The organism is Glutamicibacter sp. 2E12, assembly GCF_050030965.1.
GTDB lineage: Bacteria > Actinomycetota > Actinomycetes > Actinomycetales > Micrococcaceae > Glutamicibacter.
In genome coordinates this window covers 142,078-168,476 of record NZ_CP188297.1, presented here as the reverse complement: position 1 = coordinate 168,476, position 26,399 = coordinate 142,078, and the positions used below count along the sequence as shown (strand labels likewise).

Below are 26,399 nucleotides of genomic sequence, written 5' to 3'. Positions count from 1 at the left end.
TCCATGAATTCCTACTTTGCTACCGGGCAGGTCTCGGCCCCGGAGGCCAATACCCCCATCGGCATTTTCGACTCGGGCGTTGGCGGGCTGACCGTGGCCCGCGCGATCATTGACCAGCTGCCGGGCGAATCGCTGATCTATGTGGGGGATACCGCCAACTCTCCCTATGGCCCGCTGCCCATTGCCCAGGTTCGGGCCAATGCGCTGGGGGTGATGGATGAGCTGGTAGATGGTGGCGTGAAGCTGCTGGTGATTGCCTGCAATTCGGCCTCTGCCGCAGTGCTGCGCGATGCTCGCGAGCGCTATACCGCGCGCTATGGCATCCCGGTCGTCGAGGTCATCCAGCCGGCGGTGCGCCGTGCGGTAGCCGGCACGAAGAATGGCAAGATCGGCATCATCGGCACCCAGGCGACTGTTGGTTCACGCGCCTACGAGGACGCCTTTGCGGCCGCGCCGAACTTGCAGGTCTCCACCGTGGCCTGCCCGCGTTTCGTGGAGTTCGTGGAGTCCGGCATTACCGCCGGTGCCGAGCTGCTGGAGATCGCGCAGGAATACCTGGCGCCGCTGCAGGCCGCCGATGTAGACACCCTGGTTCTGGGATGCACGCACTATCCGTTGCTGACCGGCGTGATTTCCTATGTCATGGGGGATTCGGTCAGCTTGGTTTCGAGTGCCGAGGAAACGGCAAAGGACGTTTTCCGGGCGTTGACCCGCCATGCCCTGGTGCGCAACGACGGCGCCGCGGCGCGTCATGAGTTCCTAGCCACAGGCAACGCTGATAGCTTTGGTGTACTGGCTCGCCGATTCCTCGGACCCGAGGTGCTGCAGGTGCGCCACGTGGACCATGTAGCCGCCCACTATCCGACCGGAGCTATTTCGCGGATTACCCCGCAGATGATTGCCGCGTCGAAAGCGAGTAACGAATGAAGCTGACCATCATTGGATGCACCGGGTCATTCCCAGGGCCGGGATCGCCCGCTTCCTGCTACCTGGTGTCGGCCTTTGATGGCACGCGCGACTGGAAGATCCTGCTGGATCTGGGCTCAGGCGCATTGGGCGTGCTTCAGCGTTACACCGATTTAAAAGACATTGACGGGATCATGATTTCCCATCTGCATCCGGATCACTGCATGGACCTTTGCGGTTTGCATGTGGCGATTCGCTGGGATCCGACGGGCTGGGGCCGGGACCGGATGCTGGTGCACGGTCCGGAAGATACCGCCGAACGCATTGAAACGGCCTACTCCCTGCCCGATGGCGACACCATGGCCAAGGACTACGACTTCCAGGTCTGGAAATCCTTGCAGCCGGTGAACATCGGTCCCTTCACCATCACTCCCTACCCGGTGCGCCACCCGATCAAGGAAGCCTATGCGCTGCGCGTGGAAGCGCATGAGCCGGGCCCCGATGGCGAGTTGCTGACCAGCGTGCTGACCTATTCCGGGGACACCGACAGCTGCGATGGCCTGGTTGAGGCAGCCCGCGGCGCTGACATGTTCCTGTGCGAAGCGGCCTTCGAAGAGGGCCGCGATGACCATATCGACGGCGTGCACCTGACGGGCAAGCGTGCTGGCGAAATGGCGACCGCGGCCGGTGCCGAGCGCATGCTGCTGACGCACATTCCGGTATGGACCGACATCAACAAGGTAGTCGAGGAAGCCAAGGAAACCTACGACGGCGGGATCGCTGTTGCCGTTTCCGGGGTGACTTACGGCGTGTACTCCGGCAGCCTGAAGGAAGACAAGGACCCGGCCCTGTTCAAGGGGGAGCGCGGTACCGACTACCTGAAGACCCGTACCGGCACCATGCCGACCATCAAGTACGAGAAGACCCGCAAGTTCCCCTTGCTCAAACGCAAGAAGTAGGCACGCGGAACCGGGAAAAAGCACTGGCGGACAGGAAGAAATATCCTCTGCGCCGGTGCTTTTCGCGTTCCCGGAAGCAGCCTAGCCGGCGCCGTGCTTGGCGCCCCAGGGCTTGTCGTATTTGCTGGCCAGTCGGGTCAGGGCCAATGCGGCGACCAGCAGTCCCACGTCGCGCAGGGCGACATCGAGGAAGATGCCCATCGAGACCAGATTGACGATGATGCCCAGCAGCCACAGTGACAGCACATAGCTCGCGTAGCGCGGCTTGATGATCATCGATGCGGCGGCAACCAGTTCCACCACGCCAACGAAATGCATGGCGGTTTGCGCGGAGAACGGCACGATGGCAATGATCCACGGGGCCAGGTATTCCGGCCAGTAGGTCATGACGTTCGCGAACTTGTCCAGTCCCATCAGCAGGGGCAGGACGACAAATCCAATGCGCAGGATCCAGAATGCGCTCAACGACGGGTCGGTGTTGACTCGTGCAGCTGTTGTTGCCCGTATGTGCGAGACCGGATGCTTCTCGCTCCATGAGGCGCTCATGGCGATCACCCTCCAAAGGTTTGAACGTATACCCAGAATTCGCCTCTCGGGCCTATTTGTCAAGATCCATTGTTGATAGAATTCTGGCATGTCGACAAAACTGAGCTTGCAGCAAGATGCGGTCCTCAAATCGCTCAACGATCCGGTTCGGCGGCGACTGTTCGAATTCATTTCGCAAAGTCCGCAACCGGCAGGACGCGACGCGGCATCCAAGGCCGCAGGAATCAGCCGGACCCTGGCCGCCTACCATCTGGACCGGCTGGCAAGCGCAGGATTGCTGGCGGTGACTTTCGCACGGCCGGAAGGCAAAAACGGGCCGGGGGCCGGGCGCACCGCGAAACTTTACGCGCTCGCCCAAGAGGAAGTATCCGTGAGCTTGCCAGCGCGCAATTACCGCCTCTTGGGCAGCTTGCTGGCGAACGCGGCCAGTGCCGATGCCTCGGGGGCTGTGCTCCAGGCGCTGCGTCAGGCGGCACGTGGCGAGGGGCAGAACCTGGGGCAGGCCGGTGACGGGCTCGTGCCGTCGCTGGACGAGCTGGGCTATGCGCCTGAAACAGACGAGCGAGGAGAGATCTCCATGGGGAACTGCCCCTTCCATCTGGTCGCGCAGCAGCAGACCGAACTGGTCTGCTCCATGAACTATGAACTGGTTTCAGGCGTCTTGGAGGGGTGCCAGTTGGATTGCAGCCGGGCCGAGCTGAGCCCGCGTCCGGGGCGATGCTGCGTTGTGGTGCATCCTCAATAGTTGCCAAGGATACGCCACGAGGTGCATTTCACCGTAACTCGCGGGTTCACCCGTACAGATCGAGCGGTGCGCGTGGTTAGGATGGAAGCATGACTTTACGCGCTGACGGCCGAGGAGCCGCGCAACTTCGAGACATTACCATCACCCGTGGCTGGTCCGCTCAGGCCGAAGGCTCGGCGCTGATCGAATTCGGCGACACCCGCGTGCTGTGCACCGCGTCCTTCACCGAGGGCGTGCCACGCTGGCTCAAGGGCGAAGGCACCGGCTGGGTCACCGCTGAATACGCGATGCTCCCACGTGCTACCAACACCCGCAACTCCCGCGAATCGGTCCGGGGCAAGCTCTCGGGCCGCACCCATGAGATTTCCCGCCTGATCGGCCGCTCGCTGCGTGCCGTCGTGGACACCAAGGCCCTGGGCGAAAACACCATCGTGCTGGACTGCGACGTCCTGCAGGCCGACGGCGGCACCCGCACTGCCGCCATCACCGGTGCCTACGTGGCACTGGCAGAAGCAATTTCCTGGGCCCGTTCGCAGGGCATCGTGAAGGCCAACGCCAAGGTGCTCACCGACTCGGTCGCCGCGATCTCGGTGGGCATCATCGATGGCACCCCGATGCTGGACCTGCCCTACGAGGAAGATGTTCGCGCCGAGACCGACATGAACGTCGTGGTCACCGGATCCGGCGACTTCGTCGAGGTCCAGGGCACCGCCGAAGGGGTTCCATTCAAGCGCGAGGAGCTGGATGCCCTGCTGGACCTGGCCCTTGGCGGAACCAACGAGCTGGCCGAGATCCAGCGTGAAACCCTGAGCAGCACCAAATGAGCAAGCCGGTACTGGTGCTTGCCTCGCGCAACCAGGGCAAGCTGCGCGAATTGCGCGAATTGCTGCGCGGGCAGGTGCCGGGCTTGGATGTTGACAGCCAGGTCATCGACGCCGCCACCGCTGGGGCTGCCGATCCGGTTGAAGACCAGGTCACCTTCCAGGGCAATGCGCTGAAAAAGGCTCGCGAGATCTCGGCATCCACCGGCCTGGTGGCGCTGGCCGATGATTCCGGCTTGAGCGTGGATGTGCTCGGGGGAGCGCCGGGAATCTTCTCGGCGCGCTGGTCCGGGGTGCACGGCAATGACGAAGCGAATATCGATCTGCTGCTCGGCCAGCTCGGCGATATTGCAGCCGAGCACCGCGCAGCGCAGTTCGTCTGCGCCGCGGCACTGGCTACCCCAGAGGGTGCCGAGCACGTGGAACTGGGCAAGGTCGAGGGCGTGCTGCGCACCGAGCGTGCCGGCGAGCATGGGTTCGGCTATGATCCGATCTTCGAACCGGCCGGTGCCGGCAAGTCCATGGCCCAGCACACTCCGGAGGAGAAGAACGCGATCTCGCACCGGGCTCGCGCCTTCGCCGCGTTGCTGCCCAGCATCATCGATGAGGTCACCAAGGCCTTGGCCAAGTAGCCTCCAAATCCCGGATAGAACAAGAACGCCAGCAAATCCTGAAACGGATTTGCTGGCGTTTTTGCGCTAGTGCGGGAAGTTCTCGCCGGACCGTGCCAGGGCCAGGTAGGGCCGCTCGTCGAACTCGGTCACCAGGTATTGGGTTTCGCATGCGCGGCACTGCCACTGTGCGGGAGGCCCCACAGGCATCATGCAGCCAGCGGTGACGTACTCGTCGTCATTGGGCATGAAGCTTGGCATTCCCCAGATGATCTTCAGCGGATTGCGTTCCCCGCATTCCGGGCAGGCAGGCTTCGCGAACTTCCGGAGCTGTTCCAGGGTTGGCTGGTGGGCCATGTCGTGGCAGCCACGGCAAAGCAGCACCACCTCATCGGCATGGTCCTGGATCTCCCAACGCAGGCCGTTGTGATGGCTCTGCGGCAGATGGACCTCGGGTCTGGCAGAAATATCCCGATCGCAGATTTCGCAAGCAAGCGGTTCATACGGTGAAGCCTTCTGGAGGATGGCCACAACGCCCAGCACCTCATTGGCCTTCGCAGGCTGCGAGGGAGTGCAAGGTCCGGCGGTGACGAATATCGGGCGGGGGCGTTCGAGAAGATCCCCGATGCTGCCCAGAAGCTTCTGGGCAAGGGAATCTGCCAAATACTGCGAGCGTCCTGGAAGTTCTGCGCCGATCATGGACTCGAGCTCAGCCACGGAGATCGGGTCGGTGAAGGTCGCCAAATTGGTGAAGGTGAGCCGCTCCGCCTCATCGGCTTCGGTGATTTCAAGGCTGGCAATCAACGCTGGAGTGCCCTCCAATGCCGTCAGGACGAGATCGCCTGCCCGCAGGGGTTCCTCCAAATTCCAGCGGAATGACTCGTTCTCCTGCCCCAGGGCCGCCGCGGAAGCCAGTGCATTTGCCTGGCGGCACCAATATACCGGCTGGCCCTTCGTGCCGGTGAGCAGTGCGCGATTCAATGCCGCTTGGTTCGGGCGGCGCAAGGGGTAGTCCAGGATATTGCGGCCGGGACGCTGCATGGTGCCAGCGCGCGAGTCCTGGATTCTGGCGATCAGCTCGCGCCGGGTAGCGCGGGCCATTTCTTCACCGGTGGATTCGGGGAAAAGCACCTTGTACAGCCCGAGCAGGATCTGGCGATCCAATGCTCCGAGAAGCGGATCCGGAGCCTCAAGGCGATTGAAAAGTTCTTGCATGGTCCCTCCCATAAAGGCCTGCAATCCGTGGATTGCGGTCATTGCCCAGCGTGCGATCACTATTTTCCTGGGCCAGATACTGCAAATTATTCGTAGCCATCGCCAGCCCTTCCCGGTTTCGGGTTGCGCCATGCGTTGTCTCGGTCTGCAGCTCCATTTCCGTGCTCACCACGGTGAACGCACCATCGCCGGTGCCCGTTCCAGGCAGCCCCGTCGACAGTTCCCAGCATAGATAGCGAGGCGGACAGTTTGGGGTACCGGATTTTCCGTGGATATTTTGCCGCCCCGCTATTGCACAGAACCGAACTAGGTTCTATGGTTAGTTACATGAGTAACTAACCCACTAACTCACCTAGTGGAAATGAGCACGGAGAGGAGCCAGCATGATTGATGATTCAAAACCGATCTTCTTGCAGATTGCTGAGCTGATTGAGAACGACATCATCTCTGGTGTTCTTGCAGAAGAAGCGCAAGTTCCATCAACCAATGAATTCGCAGCGTTCTACCGGATCAATCCGGCCACAGCAGCCAAGGGAATCAACCGGCTCGTGGAAGATGGACTGCTCTACAAGAAGCGGGGGATCGGCATGTTCGTCACCGAAGGTGCACCGCGGCGGCTGCGAGAACAGCGCCGCGAGAAATTCCAACAGCAATTCATCACCCCATTGACCGCAGAAGCCTCCAAGCTGGGCATTGGCCTGGATGAGCTGGTCGCCATGATCAAGACCGGTTCGGATTCTTGAAACATCTCTACTAGGCAGGGAGGAACGACATGCCACGAACGACAGCAATCGCCACACGCGAGCTGAGTAAGACCTACAAGGACGTGCGAGCGCTCGACAACGTCAGCCTGGAACTGGAACCCGACCGTATCTACGGGCTGCTTGGACGAAACGGGGCCGGCAAGACCACGCTCATGTCCATCCTGACCGGGCAGAACTATGCGGACCAAGGCACCGCCGAAATCTTCGGCCACGCCCCCTTCGAGCATGATCCGACGCTCTCGCGCATCTGCTTCATCCGCGAATCCCAGAAGTACCCCGATGACTTCAAGGTCCACCAGGCTTTCAAATCCGCAGCCCTGTTCTTCGAGAACTGGGATGAGGAACTGGCCCAGGATCTCGTCGAGGCGTTCGCACTGCCGACCAGGCGCAGGATCAAGAAGCTCTCCCGCGGGCAGCTGTCCGCGGTGGGCGTGATCATCGGCATGGCCTCGCGGGCTGACATCACGTTCTTCGATGAACCCTACCTCGGCCTGGACGCGGTAGCGCGGCAGATCTTCTATGACCGCCTCGTCGAAGACTTCGCGGAATATCCACGCACCATCGTGCTCTCCAGCCACCTGATCGATGAAGTCGCCAACCTGCTCGAGCACGTCATCGTGATCGACAAGGGGCGAATCGTCATCGACTCGGATGCCGAAGAGCTGCGCGGCACCGCGGTAACGGTGACTGGCGAGGACGCCAAGGTCCAGGAATTCATCGGCTCCGCGCAGGTAATCCATCGTGATGCACTCGGCGCCCTGGCCAGCGTCACCATCAAGGCCAAGCTGGATTCGGAGCAGCGCGAACAAGCGAAGCTCATGGGCCTGGACCTGAGTCCGGTGTCGCTGCAGCAACTGGTAGTCCGCAGCGCCTTGAGCAGCACCACCGAAACAGGGATCGACGAACGGACGGAGGCAAGAAAATGAACCGCATCATCAAAGTCGCCCGCATGCAACTGATCAACAAAGCCACTTTCATTGGAATCCCGCTGATAATCCTGGGTGGATCGTTCCTCTTCACACTGGCCATCTGGTGGCTGGTCCGGCGCAACGGCAGCGACGAAGGGCTGTACAGCGGTGGCGCCCAAGCGCCGATGTGGTACTTCTTGGCCCTGGGTATCCAGGCGCTGACGCTGACTTTCCCGTTCTCCATGGCCATGAGCATTTCGCGGCGTACCTTCTATCTGGGAACCGTGGCACTGTTCTCCGTCTGCGCACTGGTTCTGTCGGTGTTCTACTACCTGATTGGATTGCTGGAAGTCGCCACCGGTGGTTGGGGCATGGGCGGCCAGTTCTTCGCCCTGCAATGGATTGCGGATAACAACTGGCTGGTCCAGATCCTGTTCTACTTCGTGCTGATGGTGCTGCTGTTCATGGTCGGCTTCCTGATAGCGACCATCTACATGAGGTGGCGCACCACGGGCATGGTGGTTTTCTTCACTCTGCTGGGTGTGGTGGTGCTGGGAATCATCGCCCTGTTCACCTTCGGCAATTACTGGGACCAGTTCTGGAGCTGGGCCTTGACCTGGACCGCCGCGGGGATCACGCTGTGGGGCGGCCTGGTGGCCCTGCTGATGGCAGGAGGATCCTATCTCACCTTGCGCAAGGCAACCGCCTAGCCCGGGTCCGAAATGCAGGGCATATGGGCACCGGTTCCCTTTCCCTTGGGGGAAGGGAACCGGTGCCTGCTTTTGCAAGAAGGCGCCCAGCGGCCCGGGACCGCGATTTGCTATTCTTCAATGACTGCCGGTGAAGGCGCTGGAGCCGCCCGTGCCGCGGCGGCAGGGGAGCAACCCAGGAGAGAAATCATGAGCGCCTCGCCGACCGGAATTCGAACCGCAGACGGAGCGCTGGAATTGCGCCGCGAGTTCACCCAATCCCCGAGCAGGATCTGGCGCTATCTGGCTGACTCCCAGTGCTTGGCGCTCTGGTATGGCCCATGGCACGGGGACCCGGAGCGCGGCGCGGTGGACGTAGTGATGCTGCTCGAGGACGGTTCACCCACCGAACGAGTCGAAATCCTGCGTTGCGATCCGCGCATGCACCACCTGCAGGTGCAACTTGGAACAGGCCCCTCGGCCTGGCGGCTGGAGCTCGCGGTGCAGTCCTGCGGCGAGGGCAGTTCCCTGGTCTTCCGGATGCCGGGCCTTGACCCGCAGCTCGCCGGCTCCGTCGGGCCGGGCTGGGACTACTACCTGGACCGCCTGGCAGCCGTGGTGAACGGAGCCGATGCCGACAGCGTGGACTTCGAGGCCGATTACTATCCGGCGCTCAGTGAGCATTACGAGGAGCTGTTCGGGCACTGAGTTCCCTGCGTGCAGGGTTCGACTCGCTCAATGCGGCCGGCTGATGATTGTGAGATGCCCTGCCTTGCGCCCAAGCCAGCCAGGCCGCCGATAACTTGATCGATACAGGTCAAAATCGGGTTGCAGCGAATTATTGGCACGTTATCGCCCGGCGGTCACCGCGCGGTGCACGGTGCGCGAATGTCACGCATGCCGGTGCCAGCGATTAAGCGAGTAAGCTATTGGGCGTGGCATTGGACTTCACAGCAGTAGATTTTGAGACAGCAAACGGTTTTATCGGCTCCGCCTGTTCGGTGGGCCTGGTCAAGGTACGCTCCGGGCAAATCGTCGAAACCGAACAGTGGCTCATGCAGCCGCCGGCAGGCTTCGACCACTTCGACCCGCGCAACGTCTCGATCCACCACATCACCCCCGACATGGTGAGCGCCGCGCCACGGGTGACCGACAGGATTCCGGAACTGCTGGAATTCATCGGATCCGACGTGCTGGTGGCCCACAATTCTTCGTTCGATTCCGGAGTGATCCGCGCGGCGTGCGAAGCCGGCGAACTGCCGGTACCGGAAATTGCGCACCTGTGCACCGTCAAGCTCTCCCGCAAGGCCTACGATCTGCCCAGCTACTCGCTGCCGTTCGTTGCCGAAGAAGCGGGACACCCTATCGAAAACCACCACGAGGCCCTGGCTGACGCTGTGGCCTGTGCCTGGGCAATGATCGATATCGCCGGGCGCAGCGGACAGCAGTCCGTGTTGGAGACGGCAGACCACTATGGCGTCCGGCTGAGCCTGACCCAGCCGTGGCAGCCAGGCCACGAACTGTCCCGCGCCACCCGCGACGCCCAAGGCTGGCTGGCTGCAGGCAACCCGTTGCCGCCGCAGGATTCCTTCAACAACTGGCCGCAGGAAGGGCCGAACCCGAAGCCGAGCGACAACGCGGATCCCAGCCATCCGCTGTTCGGCCAGATCATGGTGTTCACCGGCAACCTGTCCATGCCGCGCCCCAAGGCCAAGGAACTGGCCGCCGAACACGGCGCGCAGACCGCCTCGCGGGTCACCCGCGCCACCACGGCGCTGGTCGTCGGAGACGGCTTCGTCCCGGAGGATCTGGCCAACGGGCGGCTGACCAACAAGGCCAAGCACGTACTCCGGCTGCGCGAAAAGGGCCAGCGGGTCAGCATCATCTCCGAAGGCGAGTTCATGCAGATGGTTGGCGGGTTCGGGCTGACCGCCTAGCAGACCGCAGAAGCCCGGCCGGCACAGATCGAATCTGTGCCGGCCGGGCTTCTGCCATTTTTTTCTGGGCGCGGTTCCTAGACCAGCAGTGCCATCCAGCGGTCATGCAGCTCGGAGATGATGTCATCCAGTGCGCTCGCGGGGCGCTCGCCGACGGCTTCGGTGCCGTAGATGGCAGCCAGCAGCGCTACAGCGTAGGCGTCGACCTCGGGATCCCGGGCAGCTTCTTCTTCGGCGGTTGCCGCCGGGGCGGCCTCGATGTCCGATTCCGCGTCCTGCTCGGCGGCATGCTCGCCGAAGTACGCCGCGTAGGCCTCTTCGGCGGACAGCGAGATGTTCTCGGCGATCCTGGTGGCCACCTCGCGCAGCGCATCGGCCGACGGGCCCTGCAGGCCAACGAGCAGCTCGGCCCATTCGCCGGCGGCGGCCTCGGAGCGTTCCATGGCCGAGCGGATGATCTTCGCCGCGGCAATGGCGGTCTTGGCCGCCTGGTCGTCGTGGGTCAGGAAGGCGGCCGAACGGGCCAGGGTCTCGGTGGTGCCCACAGGGACCCGGGCCAGCAGCGCGGCAATCGCGGCACGCGGCAGCACGCCGGTGGAGTCGGCGCCAGCGCCGGTGGGACGCCCCGGCTGTCCCATGTCGGGGCTGTCCAGGCCGGCGAGGTTCTGCGGATCGCCGTCCAGGATCTTCTCGAAGATCTCGACGTTGGCGAATTCCTTGTCGATCCAGCGGCCCAGCGGTTGCGGGGCGCGTTCCGGGAAGGAGCCGGCGATCTTGCTGTAGCCGCGCAGGGCCGCAAGCCACATGCAGGCCGCTTCGTCGCTGGCGACACCGTCGTTGGCCCATTCCAGCGCTTCCAGCAGGCCGTCGGCCAGGTAGAGCGGGAGGATTTCGGTGGCCCCGGGGTCAATTTCGTCACGGGCGTGGGTTGCGCCATCGGCTAGGCCGAGGAGGATCGCAAACACCTTGTCTGAGTAGTTCTCTGGCAGGAGTGCAGTTTCACCGGTTTCATTCACATCACCATTCTAATGTCCAAGTTGTCCGCGGCATTGCATAAGGTTGGACACATGCGATTGCTTCACACCTCGGACTGGCATTTGGGACGGACCTTCCACGGGGCCTCCCTGATCGAAGCGCAGCGCGCAGTGCTGCAGGAAATCATCGATATCACGATTAATCAGCAGGTTGATGCGGTGCTGATTTCCGGTGACATCTACGACCGCGCGCTGCCGCATGTGGATGCCGTCCAGTTGTGCAACTGGGTGCTGCGCGAGCTGCGCGCCACCGGGGCCGCCGTCGTGGTCACCAGCGGCAACCACGACTCGGCCTCCCGTCTGGGCTTCGGCGCAGAGCTCCTGGACAGCGCCGGGGTGCACATCATCGCCGACCTCCAGCGCATGCTGCTGCCGGTTATCCACGATGCCGGCGATCACTGGGTGGCCATCTACGGTATCCCGTACCTGGAACCGCGCATGGTGATGGAACGCCTGGGCGTGGAAAAGGCCAACCACGAAGCGGTGGTCCGAGCGGCCATCGCGCAGATCGAAGAAGATCTTGCGCAACTGCGGGCAGGGGAAAAACCGGTAGTTTCCATCACGATGGCCCACCTGTTCGCCGCCGGCGGCTACGGCAGCGACTCCGAACGCGAGCTGAGCACCGGCAACCTCGACGTGGTTCCGGCAGAGCTTTTCGAGCGCTTCGACTACTCGGCGCTGGGGCACCTGCATGGACGGCAGAAGGTCAAGGAGCACGTGCGCTATTCGGGCTCTCCGCTGGCATACTCCTTCTCCGAGGCAACGCAGCGCAAGGGCGTATGGCTGATCGACACCAACGCCCGGGGCATAGAGTCCGTGCAGGAAGTCCTGCTTCCGGTGCCGAAGAAATTGGCCATCCTCAAGGGCAAGCTCGCTGAGCTCCTGGCGGATCCGGAACTGGAATCCGCCGCCGATGCATGGTGCCAGGTCACGCTGACCGATAGCGAACGCCCCGCCGACGCGATGGCAACGATTCGAACCCGTTTCCCCGACACCGTGGTGCTCAATTTCGCCCCCGAACACGCCGGCGGGGATGCCAAGCCGGCGAGCTATGCCGAGCGCATGGCCAAGGCCGCCAGCACCGAACAAGTGGTGGGGGACTTCATGGAACATGTCCGCGAACGCGCGGCCGATGAACTGGAACGGGAAGTCATCGGCGCCGTCATCCAAGCCACCCGAGAGGCACAGGCCAGCCAGTGAGAATCCACAAACTCCAGATCCAGGCGTTCGGGCCCTTCGCAGGCACCGAAGAGATCGACTTCGATGAATTGGCCGAAGGCGGGCTGTTCCTGCTTGATGGCCCCACCGGTGCCGGCAAGTCCAGCATCCTGGATGCGATCTGCTACGCCCTGTACGGTGCGTTGCCCGGAAGCCGCGCCGGCAGCCGGCAGATCCGTTCGGACCATGCCCCGGCCGGTTTGGCTCCGGAAGTGGTCTGCGAGCTGACCATCGGCGACCGGCGCTTCGAGGTCACCCGTTCGCCGGCCTGGATGCGCCCGTCCAAGCGCGGCAAGAACAAGACCACCGAGCAGAAGGCCGCCAGCTTCCTGCGCGAGTTCACCGGTTCGGGCTGGAAGGAACTGTCCACCCGCAACGACGAGGTGGGCCACGTCCTGGGCAGCCTGCTGGGTCTGGACCGCGAGCAGTTCACCAAGGTAGTCATGCTGCCGCAGGGCGGCTTTGCGGACTTCCTGCGGGCCAAGGCCAAGGACCGCGAAGATCTCCTGGCGAATCTCTTCGATACCAGCGGCTATGCGCGGATCGAGGATGAATTCGCCGCTCGGCTGGCCGAAGAGCGCAAGAAAACCGAGAGCCTGGAAGCACGCCTGAGCGCCAGCGAAGAGGCCATCCATTCCGCTGCCCGGGCGTTCCTCGCTGGCCGCGAAGCCAGCGATGAGCCCGCCGAGGCCGACGGCGAAGCGAACGCCGACGCCGATGGCGCTGGACAGGCCGCGGCGGTGGACCTGAGCAGTGCCGAGCAGTTCGCCGGCTATCACCGCCGGATCGCGGCGGTTCACCGGGACTCGGCCCTAGAAGCGGCCAAACTGCGCACCGAGATGACCCGCACCCGCGAGCAGGCGCAGGCCCTGGAGGAACGCCGCCGGATCTTCGCGCGCCTGGCCGAGCTGCGCGGCATGCAGGCCGGCTATGCCCAGAACCATGAAGCGGCCGCAGCGGCTGCCGCGCGCTTGGACAGCGATGCCAAGGCAGGCGCGGTGCGTGCCTACCAGGCCCAGCTCCAGGAGGCATCCGTCGCCCAGGAGCAGGCCAAGGCAACCTGGCTGGACAGCAAGCTGTGGCTTGAAACCGAACAGGGGCTGGACCCCAGCGCCAACGCTGCCGGTCTGGAGCAGCTGCGCCTGCCGGCGCAGCAAGCGGCCGAAGAACTAGCGGTGGCCAAGGCGGGCCTGGACGATGAAAAGCGCCGCGGCGTCCTGGCCGGCCAGGCACGCAAGGCCGCCGAACTGGCCGCTGCTCAGGAAGAGACCCGTGCCCAGGCCGAAGCCGAAGTTGCCATGCTCAAGGCCGAACGTGCTGCGCTGGAAGCCGCGGACCTCGACCAGGTAGCCGCCGGCGGCAAGGTCCAGCAGGCCAAGGAACAGGTGAAGGGGCTGGAGACCAGGATCCAGCATGCCACCGAGCGCGACGCCCTGGAGAAGCAGGCGCTGGCCGCACGGGAGCAGTCCAGCGCACAAGAGCTGGAGATTGTAGGCGTAGCCAATACCTTGCTTGACCTGCGTACCGAGCAGCTGGCCCAGAGCGCTTTGCGATTGGCTGCCGCGCTGGAAGACGGGCAACCGTGCCTGGTCTGCGGTGCGCAAGAGCATCCCGCCCCGGCCCGGGCGGATGCCGATGCGCCGCTGATCGACGATGAGCAGATCCAGACGCTGGAAACCGCGGTGGCTGTGGCAAGAGCTGCCGGGCAACGGGCCGCGCAGGCGCGCGACACCCTGGTGGCCAAGTTCCAGGCCGCGCAGGAAGCTGCCGGCGATGCCCCGGTCGCGGACCTGCGGGCGGAGCTTGCCACGGCGCAGGCCGGGCTGGAACGGGAGCAGAAGCAGCAAGGAGAAATCGCTGCCCGCGTGGCAAAGCTGGATGCGGTGCGCCAGCGTACCGAGCAGCAGAACGCGCGCGCAACCCAGGCGGTACTCGAGCACGCCACCGCGAAGCAGCGGGCGCAGTCCCTGCAAACCCAGCTGGCAGAACTCGACGCCAAGCTGGAGCAGCTGCGCCAAGGCCGGGAGAACCTGGCCGAACTTGTGGCGCAGCTGTCCGCTACGTCCCAGGGCTTGGCCAGTGCGGTGCAGAACCTGCGCCGTTTCCTCGAGGCGGGCGAGGCGCTGGAGAAGGCCGAGGCCACCTGGAATAGCCAGCGCACGGCCGCCGGTTTCGAGAATCCGGCTGCCTTCGAGGCCGCCTTGCTGGACAGCGCCGAACGCGAGCGCCTGCGCCAGCTGCAGCGTGCCGATGCCGACCTGGCCAGTGCCATTGCCACGCTTGAAGCGTCGCAGGACTGCCGCAAGGCCCAGGAATTATCCGCGCAGGGTGTGGAAGGGCCAAGCGAAGAAGGGATTGCCGAAGCGAAGCTGCTCTCTTCCCTCGCCGAAGAACGCTTCGAAGCGGCGCGGGAACAAGAAGTGCTGGCGCAGACCCAGCTCGCTCGCCACGAGCAAGCAGCCACTGACCTTGAACGCCAGCGGACCGAGGCAGGCCCGGTCATCGAAGACTACCGCCGGCTGCGCGGATTGGCTGAAGTGATTCGTGGCGGGGGAGAGAACCTCTACAAGATGACGCTGAGCACCTATGTGCTCGCTGCCCGGCTGGAGGAAGTGGCCATCGCCGCAACGCAGCGCCTGGGCATGATGTCCGGCGGCCGCTACTCGCTGCACCATGATGATTCCAAGCAGGGCAATTCGAAGTCCGGGTTGGGGCTGCAGGTGCTCGATTCGTGGACCGGGAAGCGCCGGGAAACCCAGACGCTCTCCGGAGGCGAGACCTTCATGGCCTCGCTGGCCCTGGCACTGGGCCTGGCGGATGTCATTTCGCACCATTCCGGGGCCGTGGACATGCAGACGCTCTTCGTCGATGAAGGCTTCGGTTCACTTGATGCCGAGACGCTGGAAGAAGTCATGCAGGCACTGGAAAACTTGCGTGCCGGCGGACGGACCATCGGCTTGGTCTCCCACGTGGCGGAAATGAAGCAGCGCATCACCAATCGGATTTCGGTCAGCAAGACCCAGCACGGTTCCACCATTGAACGCGATGGCACTGTGATCTTGGCTGGATAGATTGGACTTGCCCCAGGGCAGTAGCTATCTTGAAAGTAGTGCCATCAGGCATGCCTGGGAAATTTTGTGCGTCGGGGGGTGTGGGACGACGCACGCTTCGTCATGGAGTTTTGTTGACTCAGCCTACTTTGTCGAAGGAAAACAGTGAGGAATCCGAGAAGATGTCCGGATACTCCGCGTTAGTTCCTTTGGTGGGAGCACCCTTCCTGCCGCTTACTTTCCTTGCACGCCTCCCGCTGGCGATGCTCACCATCGGGTCCATGACCCTGGTAACTGCTACCACCGGCTCATATGCCATGGGCGGCTTGGCCGCGGCCATGGTTGGCCTGGGGTCCGCCATTGGCGGTCCGAGCATCGGCTATCTGGCTGACCGGGTGGGCCAGCGCCCGGTATTGACCACTGTCGCGGTCATCCACACCATCCTGCTGGTTGCCCTGACGCTGTTTGCCGATTCGGGACCGGACATGTCCGCGGCCTTGCTCTCGATCATGTGCCTGGCCGCCGGTGCTACCGGCCCGCAGGTCGGCCCGATGTCCCGCGTCCGCTGGATTGCAATCACCCGCCAGCAGAAGAAGAACCACAAGGTCCTTTCGGCGGCACTGAGCCTGGAGTCCATGTTCGATGAACTGGGCTTCGTCTTCGGCCCGGTTGCCGTGGGCCTGCTGGCCTCCCTGGTGGATCCGGTGCTGCCGCTCTACCTTGCCGCCCTGCTGACCCTGGTGCTGGTGCCGGTGTTCGCCTCGCACCGTACCGGCAATGCGGTGAAGCCGGCGAGAACCGCCGAGCACACTCCCAAGGTCTCGATCAGCGGCGCGCAGGTTGCCGCGATCGGTGCCCTGGTCCTGGGCATGATGGCGCTGGGCACGGTCTTCGGTTCCTCGGCGGCCGGTACCCTGGCCTTTGCCGGGGCGCAGGGCGATTCCAACTCCGGCGGCCTGCTCTATGGCGCCATGGGCTTCTCCAGCGCGATTGCCGCGATCTCCGTGGCCGCTTGGCCGCAGGCCTTCAAGCAGATCAACCGCTGGATCCTGTGCGGCGCAGCACTGACCGTTCTCAGCTTCGGCCTGCACGTGGCCGGCAATGTCCCGCTGATGCTGGTTGCCCTGTTCATCGCAGGATTTGCGGTAGGGCCGGTGATCGTCACGGTCATGACCCTGGGCGGCGAAGTCGCTCCGCCGCAGCGCCTGTCCACCGTGATGACCATGCTCTCTGCCGGCATTGTTGTGGGAACCGCGATCGGAAACGGCTTGGCCGGCGTCTTCGCCGAGACCCTGGGCTACCTCGGCGCCTTCTGGGTCTCCACCGGTGGCGCACTGGTGATCTTCCTGGCCGCTGTGGCGATGAAGATCGTTGTCGCGAAGTCCCCGACGCTGGCCCGCGTCCGCTAGGGCAAGAACTCTGCGCATCTTGCGGCCGGCCAGCAAAGCTGGATAAGAAGCATCCCGTTGCACCTCGCCCAGCAGGCGAAGGGCAACGGGATGCTTCTTTCACCGCCGGGAATTGCTAGTGCGCGAGCTTTTCGCTGATGCGCGCCGCTGCGTGCTTGAGTTCCTCGATCATGCGCTCGTACCCGCCGACCGTGCTGGCGGCGAAGACGACGGCCAAGGCCGCCGGGGTTTGCCCGGAATGCTGGATCGGAACGGCAATGGACGTCACGCCCTGGATGACTTCGTTCTCGCTGGTGGCATAGCCGTCAATCCGGGCCGCGACGGCAGCTTCGCGGTACTCGATGCCCGTGTCCAGGGCATCCCACTCGGCCTTGGCATAGCACGACTGGATCGCGATGCCGGCTGCTCCCACATCCATGCCGTGCACCGAGCCCGGGCGATGGACGATCGCGCGCTGGGAGTTCAACGGGGAGACCGACTGCAAGGTGGTGCACAGATCGTGTTCCCAGACGGCTACGAAAGCAGTCATCGACAGCTCGTTGGCCAGCGCGGTGAGTTCCGGGGTGGCGGCCGCCTGCAGGTCGCGCTGGACCGAGCGGGCGAGCACGGCCAAGCCGGAAGCGGAACGGATGTGCCCGGCCTCGTCGCGGTTGAGCAGGTGATGCTGCTCCAGGGTGCGGATGATGCGGTAGGCAATGGAGCGGTGGACTTCCAGTTTCGCGGCGATTTCCGCGATGGAAAGGTTGACCGGGGAATTGGCGACGATTTCAAGGACGCGGATTCCACGCGAAAGCGTCTGGGAGGTAGGCATTGCTCTTCAATCTGGCGTGCGGCGCGCTGGAACGTCGTCGAGGGCCTTCGTAGTGAATCTGGGGACCAAGCGGTCGGTGATCTATATCCGATTTTAGTCGTTCTCTATTAGAACACCGAATTCCCAGCCCATTGCGGGAGAGGGTGCCTGGCTGGAGCTGGTCACGATTTGGATAGATCTTGTGATCTGCTTCACTGTGGGCATATGATGGTGTGCGACATAAACCGTCCGAACGGTCGGTAAACAACTCGCAAAAAAGGCCAACTCATGTCATCGACTGTCACTCGCACCCAGGAGGAGCGCCGGGTTCTTGCCGGCACCCTGGTGGGCACCACCATTGAGTGGTACGACTTCTTCATTTTCGCCCAGCTCACCGCGACCCTGCTGACCCCGTTGTTCCTCGAGCCCCTGGGGCAGTCGAATCCGGGTGTCGCGCAGATCCTTTCCTTCGCAATGATTGGCATCTCCTTCTTCTTCCGTCCCCTGGGCGCAGTGGTTGCCGGCCACCTGGGCGACCGCTACGGACGCAAGCGCATCCTGGTGCTCACCCTGATCCTCATGGGCGTTGCCACCGCGGCCATTGGCCTGCTGCCAACCTACGCGTCCATCGGCGTGGCCGCGCCAATCCTGCTGGTGCTCCTGCGCGTAGTCCAGGGCTTCTCGGCCGGTGGCGAATGGGGCGGTGCAGCCTTGATGGCGGTAGAGCACGCACCGAAGGATCGCCGCGGCTACTTCGGCGCCTACCCGCAGATCGGCGTGCCCATCGGCATGATCCTGGCTACCGGCCTGCTCTACATCCTGCGCGTTGCGATGAGCCCGGAAGAGTTCGCCGCATGGGGCTGGCGCATTCCGTTCCTGCTCTCCATTGCGCTGATCTTCGTGGGCTACATGATCCGCCGTGCGGTTGAGGAATCCCCGGTCTTCAAGCAGCTCGCCCAGCGCAAGGCTTCCGAGCACACCCCGCTGCGCGAGCTGATGACCAGCCATTCCAAGCAGGTCCTGCAGGCCGCGCTGATCTTCATCTCGAACAACGCCGCCGGCTACCTGGTGATCGCGTTCTTCATTTCCTACACCACCAAGGTCCTCAAGATGCCGGTGGCACCGATCCTCCTGGCTACTACCATCGGTTCGGTGGGCTGGCTGATCTTCACCCTGGTCGGCGGCTGGCTCTCGGACAAGATCGGGCGCCGCAATACCTTCGTGATCGGCTACGCGCTGGTGTTCATCTGGATGATCCCGATGTTCCTGATGGTCGACACCGGAAACATCGTGCTGTACACCATTGCGATCTTCGTGCTGACCGTTGGCCTGGGCTTGTCCTACGGCCCGCAGTCGGCGATGTACGCGGAGATGTTCCCGGCGCAGATCCGCTACTCGGGCATCTCCATTGGCTACGCCATTGGCGCCATTCTGGGCGGCGCCTTCGCGGCCACCGTGGCGCAGATCCTGCTGGAGACCACAGGCTCTTCGATCTCGATTGCCATCTACATCATGGTGCTGACCATCATTTCCGTGGCAGCGGTGCTCTGGGTGGGCGAGACCCGTGGACGCAACCTGCACGTGGAAGAAATTGAGGGCGAACAGACCGACTCGCGCGTGGCGCACTAGTTTCGCGGCAGCATAATGCCCGCGCAGGCAAGGGATCAAGCGATCCTGGCCCGCGCGGGCATTTGCGCGTCTGGCGACCGGTGGTTTGGCGATCAGCAGGCTGATGCAGCGGGCAGTTTGCTGCACGGCCGACGTCCGGCCACCGCCATCCATTGCGCCTAGGCCGCCGGCATGCGGGACCCGACTGCCTGGCCAGGTTACTGGGCGGGGCGGGTGGTGGAGGAACGCACGATCAGCCGATGGCCCAACTCGTGGGCCTGCGCCGGTTCCTGGCCACGGATAGCACGCAGCAGCATGGCGACCGCCAGCTGCCCCTGCTCATGCGGACGCTGCTCGACGGTGGTCAAGCCGAAGAGCTCGGCCAGGTCGTGATTGTCCACGCCGATGACCGACAGGTCATGGGGCAGCTGCAAACCGAGATCGCGGGCGGCCAGGATCGCGCCAATGGCCATTTCATCACTGGCTGCGAACACTGCCGTCGGTCGGGATGCCGGGTTGCCCAGCAGCTGCTTGGCCACCGCGTAGCCCTGGGCCATGGAGAAGTCCGCGCTGGCGAACAGCGACTCATCCAGTTCAAGTCCAGCCTCGGCCAGCGCCCGCTCGTAGCCGGTGCGGCGGTGGGTGGGCACCATGAAATCCACATCGGTTTCCGCGTTGCCGCCGATGAAGCCAATGCGTTCATGGCCCAGGGAGATGAGGTGCCCGGTCGCGAGGGCAGAAATCGCTTCGTCATTCACGTGCAGGGTCGGCACACCGGGAAGCGGTCCTCCCACGCCAACCAGGGGCTTGTCCATGGCCAGCAGCGCCTGGACCTCGTCCCCAGCCAACTCGACGTTGACCGCGATCACCGCATCCACGCGCTGGCGCAGCAGGAAATCGGAGAAGATCTTCTCGCGCTGGGTGCGGTCCTTGGTCAGCTGATAGAGGGTGGTGTCATAGCCCTCGTCCATCAAGCGGCTGGAAATGCCTTCCAGCACGCAGGCATAGAACCAGTGGTTGATCACCGGAACGAGCACGCCGATGTTGCGGGTGCGTCCCGAGGCCAGCCCGGACGCGGAAGATGAGACCACATAGCCCAGCTCGGTGGCGGCGCGCTGCACAGCCTCCTGCGCGGACGCGGAGACAGAACCCCGGCCAGATAATGCGCGCGAGACGGTGGCAATGGATACGCCAGCGGCTTGTGCGACGTCTTTGATCCCGGCCACTTCTCTTCCTTCCTTCATAGGCACAGCCGTGGCTAGGGGAAATTCCTTCCCCTGGCCACGGCTCCTGCCCAACATTACCCGGTGCGGCTGCAGCCGGTCAGCAGATGGCCGGCTACGGCAACTGGAACCAGAGCGTGGTTTCGCCCGGAATCATTCCCGGTTCCGCCGAAATCTCGCTTTGGCTGCGCACCAGTTCGGTGGCGCCCTGCGCACCGGCAGGCAAAGGCTGTGCAGTTGCAGCGTAGTTGGCCACGACCAGCACAGTGCCGTTGGCGAAAGCCAGAACATCATCTCCGGTGCCTTCGACCCAATCCAGGGTGCCGGTGCCCAGTGCATGATCCTGGCGCAGCTGCAACAGGCGGCGGTACAGGTTCAGCGTGGAGGACTGGTCATCGACCTGCGCATCGCGGGCGTAGGAGTCCCAGCCTGCCGGCTGCGGCAGCCAGCTTTCACCGGTCGCGCTGAAGCCGAAAGCGGGCTTGCCGCTTTCCCAGGGCAAGGGCACCCGGCAGCCGTCACGCCCGTAGCGCTCGCCATTGGTGCGCAACCAGGTAGGATCCTGGCGCGCCTCATCTGGCAGTTCAACGGCTTCTGGCAGGCCCAGCTCTTCGCCCTGGTAGATGTAGGCGCCACCTGGCAGGGCCAGCATCAACGCGCTGGAAGCACGAGCGCGACGCAATCCCACGGCAGCCTCCGGCAGGTTTGGGGTGTTCAGGCCGATGCCCTCGCCCTGCGGGTTCTCATCGGTCAGCGCCAAGCGGGTCGCATGGCGCACCACGTCATGGTTGGAGAGCACCCAGGTGCTCGGGGCGCCGACCTTGCCGAACTCCTCCAGAGACTGGTCGATGGTTTCGCGGATCTGCTGGGCATCGAAGTCGCAAGAGAGATAAGGGAAGTTGAAAGCCTGGTGCATCTCGTCCTCGCGCACCCACTTGGCCATCAGCGACAGGGGATTGACCCAAGCCTCGGCGCACAGCACGCGCTCGCCGTCGTACTCGTCCATGACCTTGCGCCAGTCGCGGTAGATCTCATGCACGCCATCCTGGCCCCACCACGGAGCCAGTTCGTCGGTGCCGCCCATGGAGGCACCGGATGGGTCCGGGGTGAAGTCCGGCAAGCCCTCGGCCTTGATCAGCCCGTGGGCCACGTCAACGCGGAAGCCGTCGGTGCCCCGGTCCAGCCAGAAGCGCAGGACGTCGCGGAACATCGCGCGCACTTCCTCGTTGTGCCAGTTGAAGTCCGGCTGCGAGGAGTCGAAGATATGCAGGTAGGACTGGCCGGCGCTGCCATCAGGATTCCTGGTTTCGGTCCACATCGGGCCGCCGAAGACCGAATCCCAATTATTCGGGCGCCCGGTTGCCGGGGTGTCCTTGAAGATGAAGCGGTCGCGTTCGGGGGAGCCGGGCGCCGCCTTGAGCGCTTCCTGGAACCACGGGTGCTGGTCCGAGCAGTGGTTCGGAACCAGGTCGATGATGACGCGCAGGCCCAATGCGTGGGCCTTGGCGACCATCGCGTCGTAGTCCTCCAGGGTTCCAAACAGCGGATCCACATCGCAGTAGTCCGATACGTCGTATCCGGCGTCCTTCTGCGGGGAAGTGAAGAATGGCGACAGCCAAATCGCGTCGACCGAAAGCTGAGCGATGCTTTCCAGGCGTTGGGTAATGCCGCGCAGATCGCCCATCCCATCGCCATTGGAATCGGCGAAGGAGCGCGGGTAGATCTGGTAGATCACCGAGGAGCGCCACCACTGCGAGTCTTCGGATTGCACAAGGGAATCAGCTGCTGAACGAATTGAAGTCATGACGGTAACGATAAATGATTCACCAGAGTTTGTAAACGCTTGCAATTATGCTTTAAAGCCTTCGTTCCATGGTGAGGTCAGAATTCGCGCCTCGGCCGATAAAACTGATTTTATCGGCATTGTTGTCAATTTTCATGATCTGTGCCACGCTGTAAACGCTTACAATCAATGTGTTACTCGCACCACTAAAGACCCGACCGGCAGGCCCAGCGGAAATCGTGGCCGACCCGGTCCCTGATGACACAGTTGTCACGAAAGGACATCCCATGAAGGTGAATAAGCACCCTTGGCTTCTCGGCGGAGCACTGACGGCCATTGCCGCACTCTCGCTCACCGCCTGCGGCGGGTCTGGCTCCAACACGCCAGCAGTTTCCTCCAGCCCCGCAGCGGCGCAATCCTCGCCGGCAGCTGCCTCCGGCGGCAAGCTGACCGTCTGGGTCGACGCCAACCGCGAGCCAGTGCTCAAGGATGCAGCAGCTGACTTCGAGAAGCAGTCCGGGGTCAAGGTGGACCTCGTGATCAAGGACTTCTCCAAGATCCAGGAAGACTTCCTGCGCCAGGTTCCAACCGGCAAGGGCCCGGATATCACCATCGGCGCCCACGACTGGTTGGGCAACCTGGTCAACAACGGCGTAGTCCAGCCAGTTGAGCTGGGCGACAAGGCCGGCGAGTTCCAGGACGTCGCAGTCAGCGCCATGAGCTACGAGGGCAACACCTACGGCGTTCCCTACGCCACCGAGAACCTGGCCCTGCTGCGCAATGCGGATCTGGTCAAGGAAGCTCCAAAGAGCTTCGATGACATGATTGCCGCCGGCGAGAAGGCCGGCACCGAATTCCCGTTCCTGGTCCAGGTCTCTGATGTCGGCGATCCATTCCACGCCTACCCGTTCCAGACCTCCTTCGGCGCACCGGTGTTCGGCACCGATGATACGGGCGCTTATGACCCGGCAGATCTGCAGATCGGCAACGAGGGCGGCATCGAATTCGCCAAGTGGCTGGCTGAAGAGGGCGAAGAAGGCAACCTGAAGACCAGCCTCGACGGGGACATTGCCAAGGAGAAGTTCGTCTCCGGCGACTCGCCATTCTTCCTGACCGGTCCATGGAACGTGGAAGCAGTAGAAGAAGCTGAAATCAACCTGGAAATCGACCCGATTCCATCGGCCGGTGGCGAGCAGGCCCAGCCATTCGTCGCCGTGCAGGGTTTCTTCGTTTCCGCGAAGACCGAGAACCTGCTGGCCGCTACCGAATTCCTGACCAACTACATCGGCACCGAAGAAGTCCAGACCGAACTGTACGAGGTAGGCAACCGCCCGCCGGCAAACAAGGCGGCATTCGAAGCGGCCAAGGCCGATGAAACCATCGCTGCCTTCGGCGAGGTCGGCGCCAACGGCGTGCCGATGCCGAACATCCCGGAAATGGCTGCCGTATGGGAGTTCTGGGGCGTAGCCGAGGCCGAGATCATCACCGGCAAGGCTGATCCGGCCAAGCGCTGGAAGCAGATGACCTCGGACATCGAAAAGGCCATCTCGAAGTAGGAACGCCTGCCACCAGGCACAACGATGGGCGCTGGGGCCGGGAGGAACTCCTCCGGGCCCCAGCGCCTGCAATTCACCAGCGCTAACTGCACTTGATCGACAGGGACATCTGGAAGATGACAAAGACCGCCCGCCAAGGGCCGCAACCCGGCACCGAGGAGACGAAGCCCAAGCTGTCACCGGCAGCCAGGCGCTTCGCCAACGCCACCAGTACCTCCACTGGCGCCATGCTCGCCAAGATCATCCTGGTGGCGATCGTCGATGCGACCGCGCTCTTCGCGGTCTTCACCGCACTGGGGCGCGAAGCCTGGGCGATCGCCGCGGTGATCGCGGCCATTACCGTGCTGATCAACGTGGTCTACTTCAAGCGCGGATGGCTGCCGGCAAAGTACCTGCTGCCGGGCACCATCTTCCTGCTGATTTTCCAGGTCTTCGTGATCGGCTACACCGGGTATATCGCCTTCACCAACTACGGTTCGGGGCACAACTCGGATAAGGATGACGCGATCAGCGCGCTGCTGCAATCCAACCAGAACCGCGTCGAGGGATCAGCCGGCTACCCGGTGTCCATCCTCGAGGGGCAAGACGGGCTGGCGATGCTCATTGAGCGCGATGGCCAGCAGCTGCTCGGCGATGCGGATGATCCTTTCGTCCCGGTAGACCCCGCTGGCCTGGGGGACTACTCCGAACTGGCTTTCGCCGATTTGCTGGGCCGCCAGCAGGAGGTCACCTCGCTGGCCGTTCCATTCACCGAGAACCCGGCAGATGGCACCGTGCGCACCAGCGATGGCCGCACCGCCTACCAGTACACTTCCTCCATCAAGCATGATGAAGCCGCGGACACCATGACCGATCAGCAGACCGGCGTGGTGTACCGGGACACCGGCGTGGGCGCGTATACCGCGCAAGACGGCTCGCAGCTGATGCCCGGCTGGTCCATCAACGTGGGCTTCGAGAACTTCACCCGTGCGGTCACCGATTCCTCGATCCGCAACGCCCTGTTCTCTGTCACCGTGTGGACCTTCGCCTTCGCCTTCCTGTCGGTGGCGACCACCTTCTTCCTCGGGCTGTTCCTGGCGATTGTCTTCAACGACATGCGCATGAAGGGGCGGAAGGTCTACCGCGTCATCTCGATCCTGCCTTACGCATTCCCTGCGTTCCTGGGCGGGCTGGTCTGGGCCGGCATGCTCAACCGCGACTTCGGGTTCGTCAACCAGGTGCTCCTGGGCGGAGCGCAGATCCCTTGGCTGACCGACCCGTGGCTGGCGAAGTTCTCCGTGCTCTGGGTGAATCTGTGGCTCGGATTCCCGTACATGTTCCTGGTCTGCACCGGGGCGCTGCAGTCCATTCCGAATGAACTCTCCGAAGCGGCCACCATCGACGGGGCGAAGCCGTTCCAGATCTTCCGGTTGATCAAGCTGCCGCTGCTGCTGGTCTCGGTGGCTCCGCTGCTGATCAGCTCCTTCGCCTTCAACTTCAACAACTTCAACGTGATCTACATGCTCACCGAAGGCGGGCCGCGCATGCAGGATGCAGGACTGAACGTGGGATCCACCGACATCCTGATCTCCATGGTCTACAAGGTGGCCTTCGTTGGCTCCCAGCGCGACTATGGGCTGGCCAGCGCCTTCTCCATCATCATTTTCGTGATCGTCGCGATCATCTCGATTATCAGTTTCAAGCAGACCAAGGCACTGGAGGAGCTGAACTAATGAGCACCGAAATCACCGGCAGGCCGGTAGCAGGCGCACCCAAGGGACGCGCGGGGCGCCAGGGCCTGGGCAAATGGTTCGCCTCCACCGGCTGGCGCCACCTGATCGGCGTGGCCCTGTGCATCTATGCGGCCTTCCCGCTGCTCTACGTGCTCTCGGCCTCGCTGAACCCCAATGGAACCCTGCTGTCTTCCAATGGATTGTTCACCACCATCGGCTTCAACAGCTATGTGGAGCTGTTCCAGAATCAGCAGCGTCCCTTCGGCGCCTGGTTCATCAACACCTTGGTGATCGGCCTGACCACGGCGGCCGCTTCGGTGTTCCTCGGCGCCTTGGCTGCCTACAGCTTCTCGCGGATGCGCTTCACCGGCCGCCGCGTGGGCCTGGTCAGCTTGCTGATTGTGCAGATCTTCCCGCAGCTGCTGGCCGTAGTGGCGATCTTCATCCTGCTCACCTCGCTGGGAGATGTCTTCCCGGTCTTGGGCATCGATAACCAGATCGCATTGATCATGGTGTACCTGGGCGGGGCACTGGGTGTGAACACCTATCTGATGTACGGCTTCTTCAACACCATTCCGGTGGAAATCGATGAAGCGGCGAAGATCGATGGTGCTGGCCATGCCCGCATCTTCTTCACCATGATCCTGCGCCTGGTGGCACCGATCTTGGCCGTCGTGGGCCTGCTGTCCTTCATTTCCAGCACCTCGGACTTCGTGATCGCCTCGGTCATCCTGGTCTCCCCGGAGAACCAGACGCTGGCTGTGGGACTGTACTCCTACGTCTCGGAGGAATTCACCTCCAACTGGTCGGTCTTCGCTGCCGGTGCGGTACTGGCAGCGATCCCGGTGATGGCATTGTTCCTGTTCTTGCAGAAGTACATTGTCGGCGGCCTGACCGCCGGCGCAGGCAAGTAGC

22 protein-coding genes and 1 pseudogene are annotated in these 26,399 nt (G+C 63.3%); 17 read left to right on the top strand and 6 right to left on the bottom strand.

Going from position 1 to position 26,399, the window contains the following annotated elements; all coding sequences use genetic code 11:
- The first annotated feature begins 3 nt into the window (after positions 1-3).
- Both murI and ACP3TE_RS00695 read left to right on the top strand, forming a co-directional pair.
- Positions 4-927, top strand: coding sequence for a glutamate racemase (gene murI, locus ACP3TE_RS00700; protein WP_105662596.1), 924 nt, complete (start codon positions 4-6; stop codon positions 925-927).
- Positions 924-1,718, top strand: a pseudogene (locus ACP3TE_RS00695) (MBL fold metallo-hydrolase); the annotation flags it as partial. The gene murI and the pseudogene ACP3TE_RS00695, both read left to right, overlap by 4 nt.
- Positions 1,719-1,946: 228 nt before the next feature.
- On the opposite strand, the gene ACP3TE_RS00690 reads toward ACP3TE_RS00695, so the two are convergent.
- Positions 1,947-2,411 carry a hypothetical protein gene (locus ACP3TE_RS00690; RefSeq protein ID WP_402697282.1) on the bottom strand — a complete coding sequence of 155 codons (465 nt, stop codon included), beginning with the start codon at positions 2,409-2,411 and terminating at the stop codon, positions 1,947-1,949.
- 88 nt (positions 2,412-2,499) lie between these two features.
- On the opposite strand from ACP3TE_RS00690, the gene ACP3TE_RS00685 reads away from it, so the two are divergent.
- The 3 genes from ACP3TE_RS00685 to rdgB all read left to right on the top strand — a co-directional run bounded on the left by ACP3TE_RS00685 (position 2,500) and on the right by rdgB (position 4,609).
- Complete coding sequence (locus ACP3TE_RS00685; protein ID WP_105662597.1) at positions 2,500-3,156, top strand: helix-turn-helix transcriptional regulator; 657 nt, start codon at positions 2,500-2,502, stop codon at positions 3,154-3,156.
- A gap of 89 nt (positions 3,157-3,245) precedes the next feature.
- Complete coding sequence (gene rph, locus ACP3TE_RS00680; RefSeq protein WP_388025335.1) at positions 3,246-3,980, top strand: ribonuclease PH; 735 nt, start codon at positions 3,246-3,248, stop codon at positions 3,978-3,980.
- The gene (rdgB, locus tag ACP3TE_RS00675; RefSeq protein WP_105658434.1) at positions 3,977-4,609 is read left to right on the top strand and encodes an RdgB/HAM1 family non-canonical purine NTP pyrophosphatase; all 633 of its coding nucleotides are present in this window, start codon (positions 3,977-3,979) and stop codon (positions 4,607-4,609) included. The genes rph and rdgB overlap by 4 nt, the downstream gene beginning before the upstream one ends.
- Before the next feature lie 66 nt (positions 4,610-4,675).
- Here the strand turns inward: rdgB and ACP3TE_RS00670 are convergent, their stop codons facing one another.
- Positions 4,676-5,803 (bottom strand): HNH endonuclease, encoded by a 1,128-nt coding sequence (locus ACP3TE_RS00670; RefSeq protein ID WP_426734837.1) that lies wholly within the window; start codon positions 5,801-5,803, stop codon positions 4,676-4,678.
- A 383-nt stretch (positions 5,804-6,186) separates the two neighbouring features.
- On the opposite strand from ACP3TE_RS00670, the gene ACP3TE_RS00665 reads away from it, so the two are divergent.
- The 5 genes from ACP3TE_RS00665 to ACP3TE_RS00645 all read left to right on the top strand — a co-directional run bounded on the left by ACP3TE_RS00665 (position 6,187) and on the right by ACP3TE_RS00645 (position 10,101).
- Positions 6,187-6,546: a GntR family transcriptional regulator gene (locus ACP3TE_RS00665; protein WP_181148913.1), complete on the top strand. Its 360-nt coding sequence runs from the start codon at positions 6,187-6,189 to the stop codon at positions 6,544-6,546.
- A gap of 29 nt (positions 6,547-6,575) precedes the next feature.
- Positions 6,576-7,493, top strand: a complete 918-nt coding sequence (locus tag ACP3TE_RS00660) for an ABC transporter ATP-binding protein (RefSeq protein ID WP_332488202.1) — start codon at positions 6,576-6,578, stop codon at positions 7,491-7,493.
- Positions 7,490-8,185, top strand: a complete 696-nt coding sequence (locus tag ACP3TE_RS00655; protein ID WP_105658437.1) for a hypothetical protein — start codon at positions 7,490-7,492, stop codon at positions 8,183-8,185. The genes ACP3TE_RS00660 and ACP3TE_RS00655 overlap by 4 nt, the downstream gene beginning before the upstream one ends.
- A 189-nt stretch (positions 8,186-8,374) precedes the next feature.
- A complete protein-coding gene (locus ACP3TE_RS00650) occupies positions 8,375-8,872 on the top strand; it encodes a polyketide cyclase (RefSeq protein ID WP_332502815.1) in 498 nt (165 codons plus the stop codon).
- Positions 8,873-9,099: 227 nt separating this feature from the next.
- Positions 9,100-10,101, top strand: a complete 1,002-nt coding sequence (locus tag ACP3TE_RS00645; RefSeq protein ID WP_105658459.1) for an exonuclease domain-containing protein — start codon at positions 9,100-9,102, stop codon at positions 10,099-10,101.
- A gap of 77 nt (positions 10,102-10,178) precedes the next feature.
- Here the strand turns inward: ACP3TE_RS00645 and ACP3TE_RS00640 are convergent, their stop codons facing one another.
- Positions 10,179-11,117 (bottom strand): hypothetical protein, encoded by a 939-nt coding sequence (locus ACP3TE_RS00640; RefSeq protein WP_332488207.1) that lies wholly within the window; start codon positions 11,115-11,117, stop codon positions 10,179-10,181.
- A gap of 51 nt (positions 11,118-11,168) precedes the next feature.
- Between ACP3TE_RS00640 and ACP3TE_RS00635 the strand changes: the two genes are divergently transcribed.
- The 3 genes from ACP3TE_RS00635 to ACP3TE_RS00625 all read left to right on the top strand — a co-directional run bounded on the left by ACP3TE_RS00635 (position 11,169) and on the right by ACP3TE_RS00625 (position 16,812).
- A complete protein-coding gene (locus ACP3TE_RS00635; protein ID WP_426734834.1) occupies positions 11,169-12,335 on the top strand; it encodes an exonuclease SbcCD subunit D in 1,167 nt (388 codons plus the stop codon).
- Positions 12,332-15,424 carry an AAA family ATPase gene (locus ACP3TE_RS00630; RefSeq protein WP_426734832.1) on the top strand — a complete coding sequence of 1,031 codons (3,093 nt, stop codon included), beginning with the start codon at positions 12,332-12,334 and terminating at the stop codon, positions 15,422-15,424. The genes ACP3TE_RS00635 and ACP3TE_RS00630 overlap by 4 nt, the downstream gene beginning before the upstream one ends.
- A gap of 113 nt (positions 15,425-15,537) precedes the next feature.
- Positions 15,538-16,812 carry an MFS transporter gene (locus ACP3TE_RS00625; protein WP_105662606.1) on the top strand — a complete coding sequence of 425 codons (1,275 nt, stop codon included), beginning with the start codon at positions 15,538-15,540 and terminating at the stop codon, positions 16,810-16,812.
- Between the two features lie 115 nt (positions 16,813-16,927).
- Here the strand turns inward: ACP3TE_RS00625 and ACP3TE_RS00620 are convergent, their stop codons facing one another.
- Positions 16,928-17,623 (bottom strand): IclR family transcriptional regulator, encoded by a 696-nt coding sequence (locus tag ACP3TE_RS00620; protein ID WP_332502821.1) that lies wholly within the window; start codon positions 17,621-17,623, stop codon positions 16,928-16,930.
- 267 nt (positions 17,624-17,890) lie between these two features.
- Between ACP3TE_RS00620 and ACP3TE_RS00615 the strand changes: the two genes are divergently transcribed.
- The gene (locus tag ACP3TE_RS00615; RefSeq protein WP_426734830.1) at positions 17,891-19,231 is read left to right on the top strand and encodes an MFS transporter; all 1,341 of its coding nucleotides are present in this window, start codon (positions 17,891-17,893) and stop codon (positions 19,229-19,231) included.
- A gap of 197 nt (positions 19,232-19,428) precedes the next feature.
- Here ACP3TE_RS00615 and ACP3TE_RS00610 read toward each other — a convergent pair whose 3' ends face one another.
- Together ACP3TE_RS00610 and ACP3TE_RS00605 are read right to left on the bottom strand one after the other, a co-directional pair.
- Positions 19,429-20,436 (bottom strand): LacI family DNA-binding transcriptional regulator, encoded by a 1,008-nt coding sequence (locus ACP3TE_RS00610; RefSeq protein ID WP_105658460.1) that lies wholly within the window; start codon positions 20,434-20,436, stop codon positions 19,429-19,431.
- 112 nt (positions 20,437-20,548) lie between these two features.
- A complete protein-coding gene (locus ACP3TE_RS00605; RefSeq protein ID WP_332488215.1) occupies positions 20,549-22,237 on the bottom strand; it encodes a glycoside hydrolase family 13 protein in 1,689 nt (562 codons plus the stop codon).
- Positions 22,238-22,503: 266 nt separating this feature from the next.
- On the opposite strand from ACP3TE_RS00605, the gene ACP3TE_RS00600 reads away from it, so the two are divergent.
- The 3 genes from ACP3TE_RS00600 to ACP3TE_RS00590 all read left to right on the top strand — a co-directional run bounded on the left by ACP3TE_RS00600 (position 22,504) and on the right by ACP3TE_RS00590 (position 26,398).
- Positions 22,504-23,772, top strand: a complete 1,269-nt coding sequence (locus tag ACP3TE_RS00600) for a sugar ABC transporter substrate-binding protein (protein WP_426734828.1) — start codon at positions 22,504-22,506, stop codon at positions 23,770-23,772.
- Positions 23,773-23,888: 116 nt separating this feature from the next.
- A complete protein-coding gene (locus ACP3TE_RS00595) occupies positions 23,889-25,484 on the top strand; it encodes an ABC transporter permease subunit (RefSeq protein WP_332504039.1) in 1,596 nt (531 codons plus the stop codon).
- Positions 25,484-26,398, top strand: a complete 915-nt coding sequence (locus ACP3TE_RS00590) for a sugar ABC transporter permease (protein WP_105658448.1) — start codon at positions 25,484-25,486, stop codon at positions 26,396-26,398. The genes ACP3TE_RS00595 and ACP3TE_RS00590 overlap by 1 nt, the downstream gene beginning before the upstream one ends.
- Position 26,399: the final 1 nt, after the last annotated feature.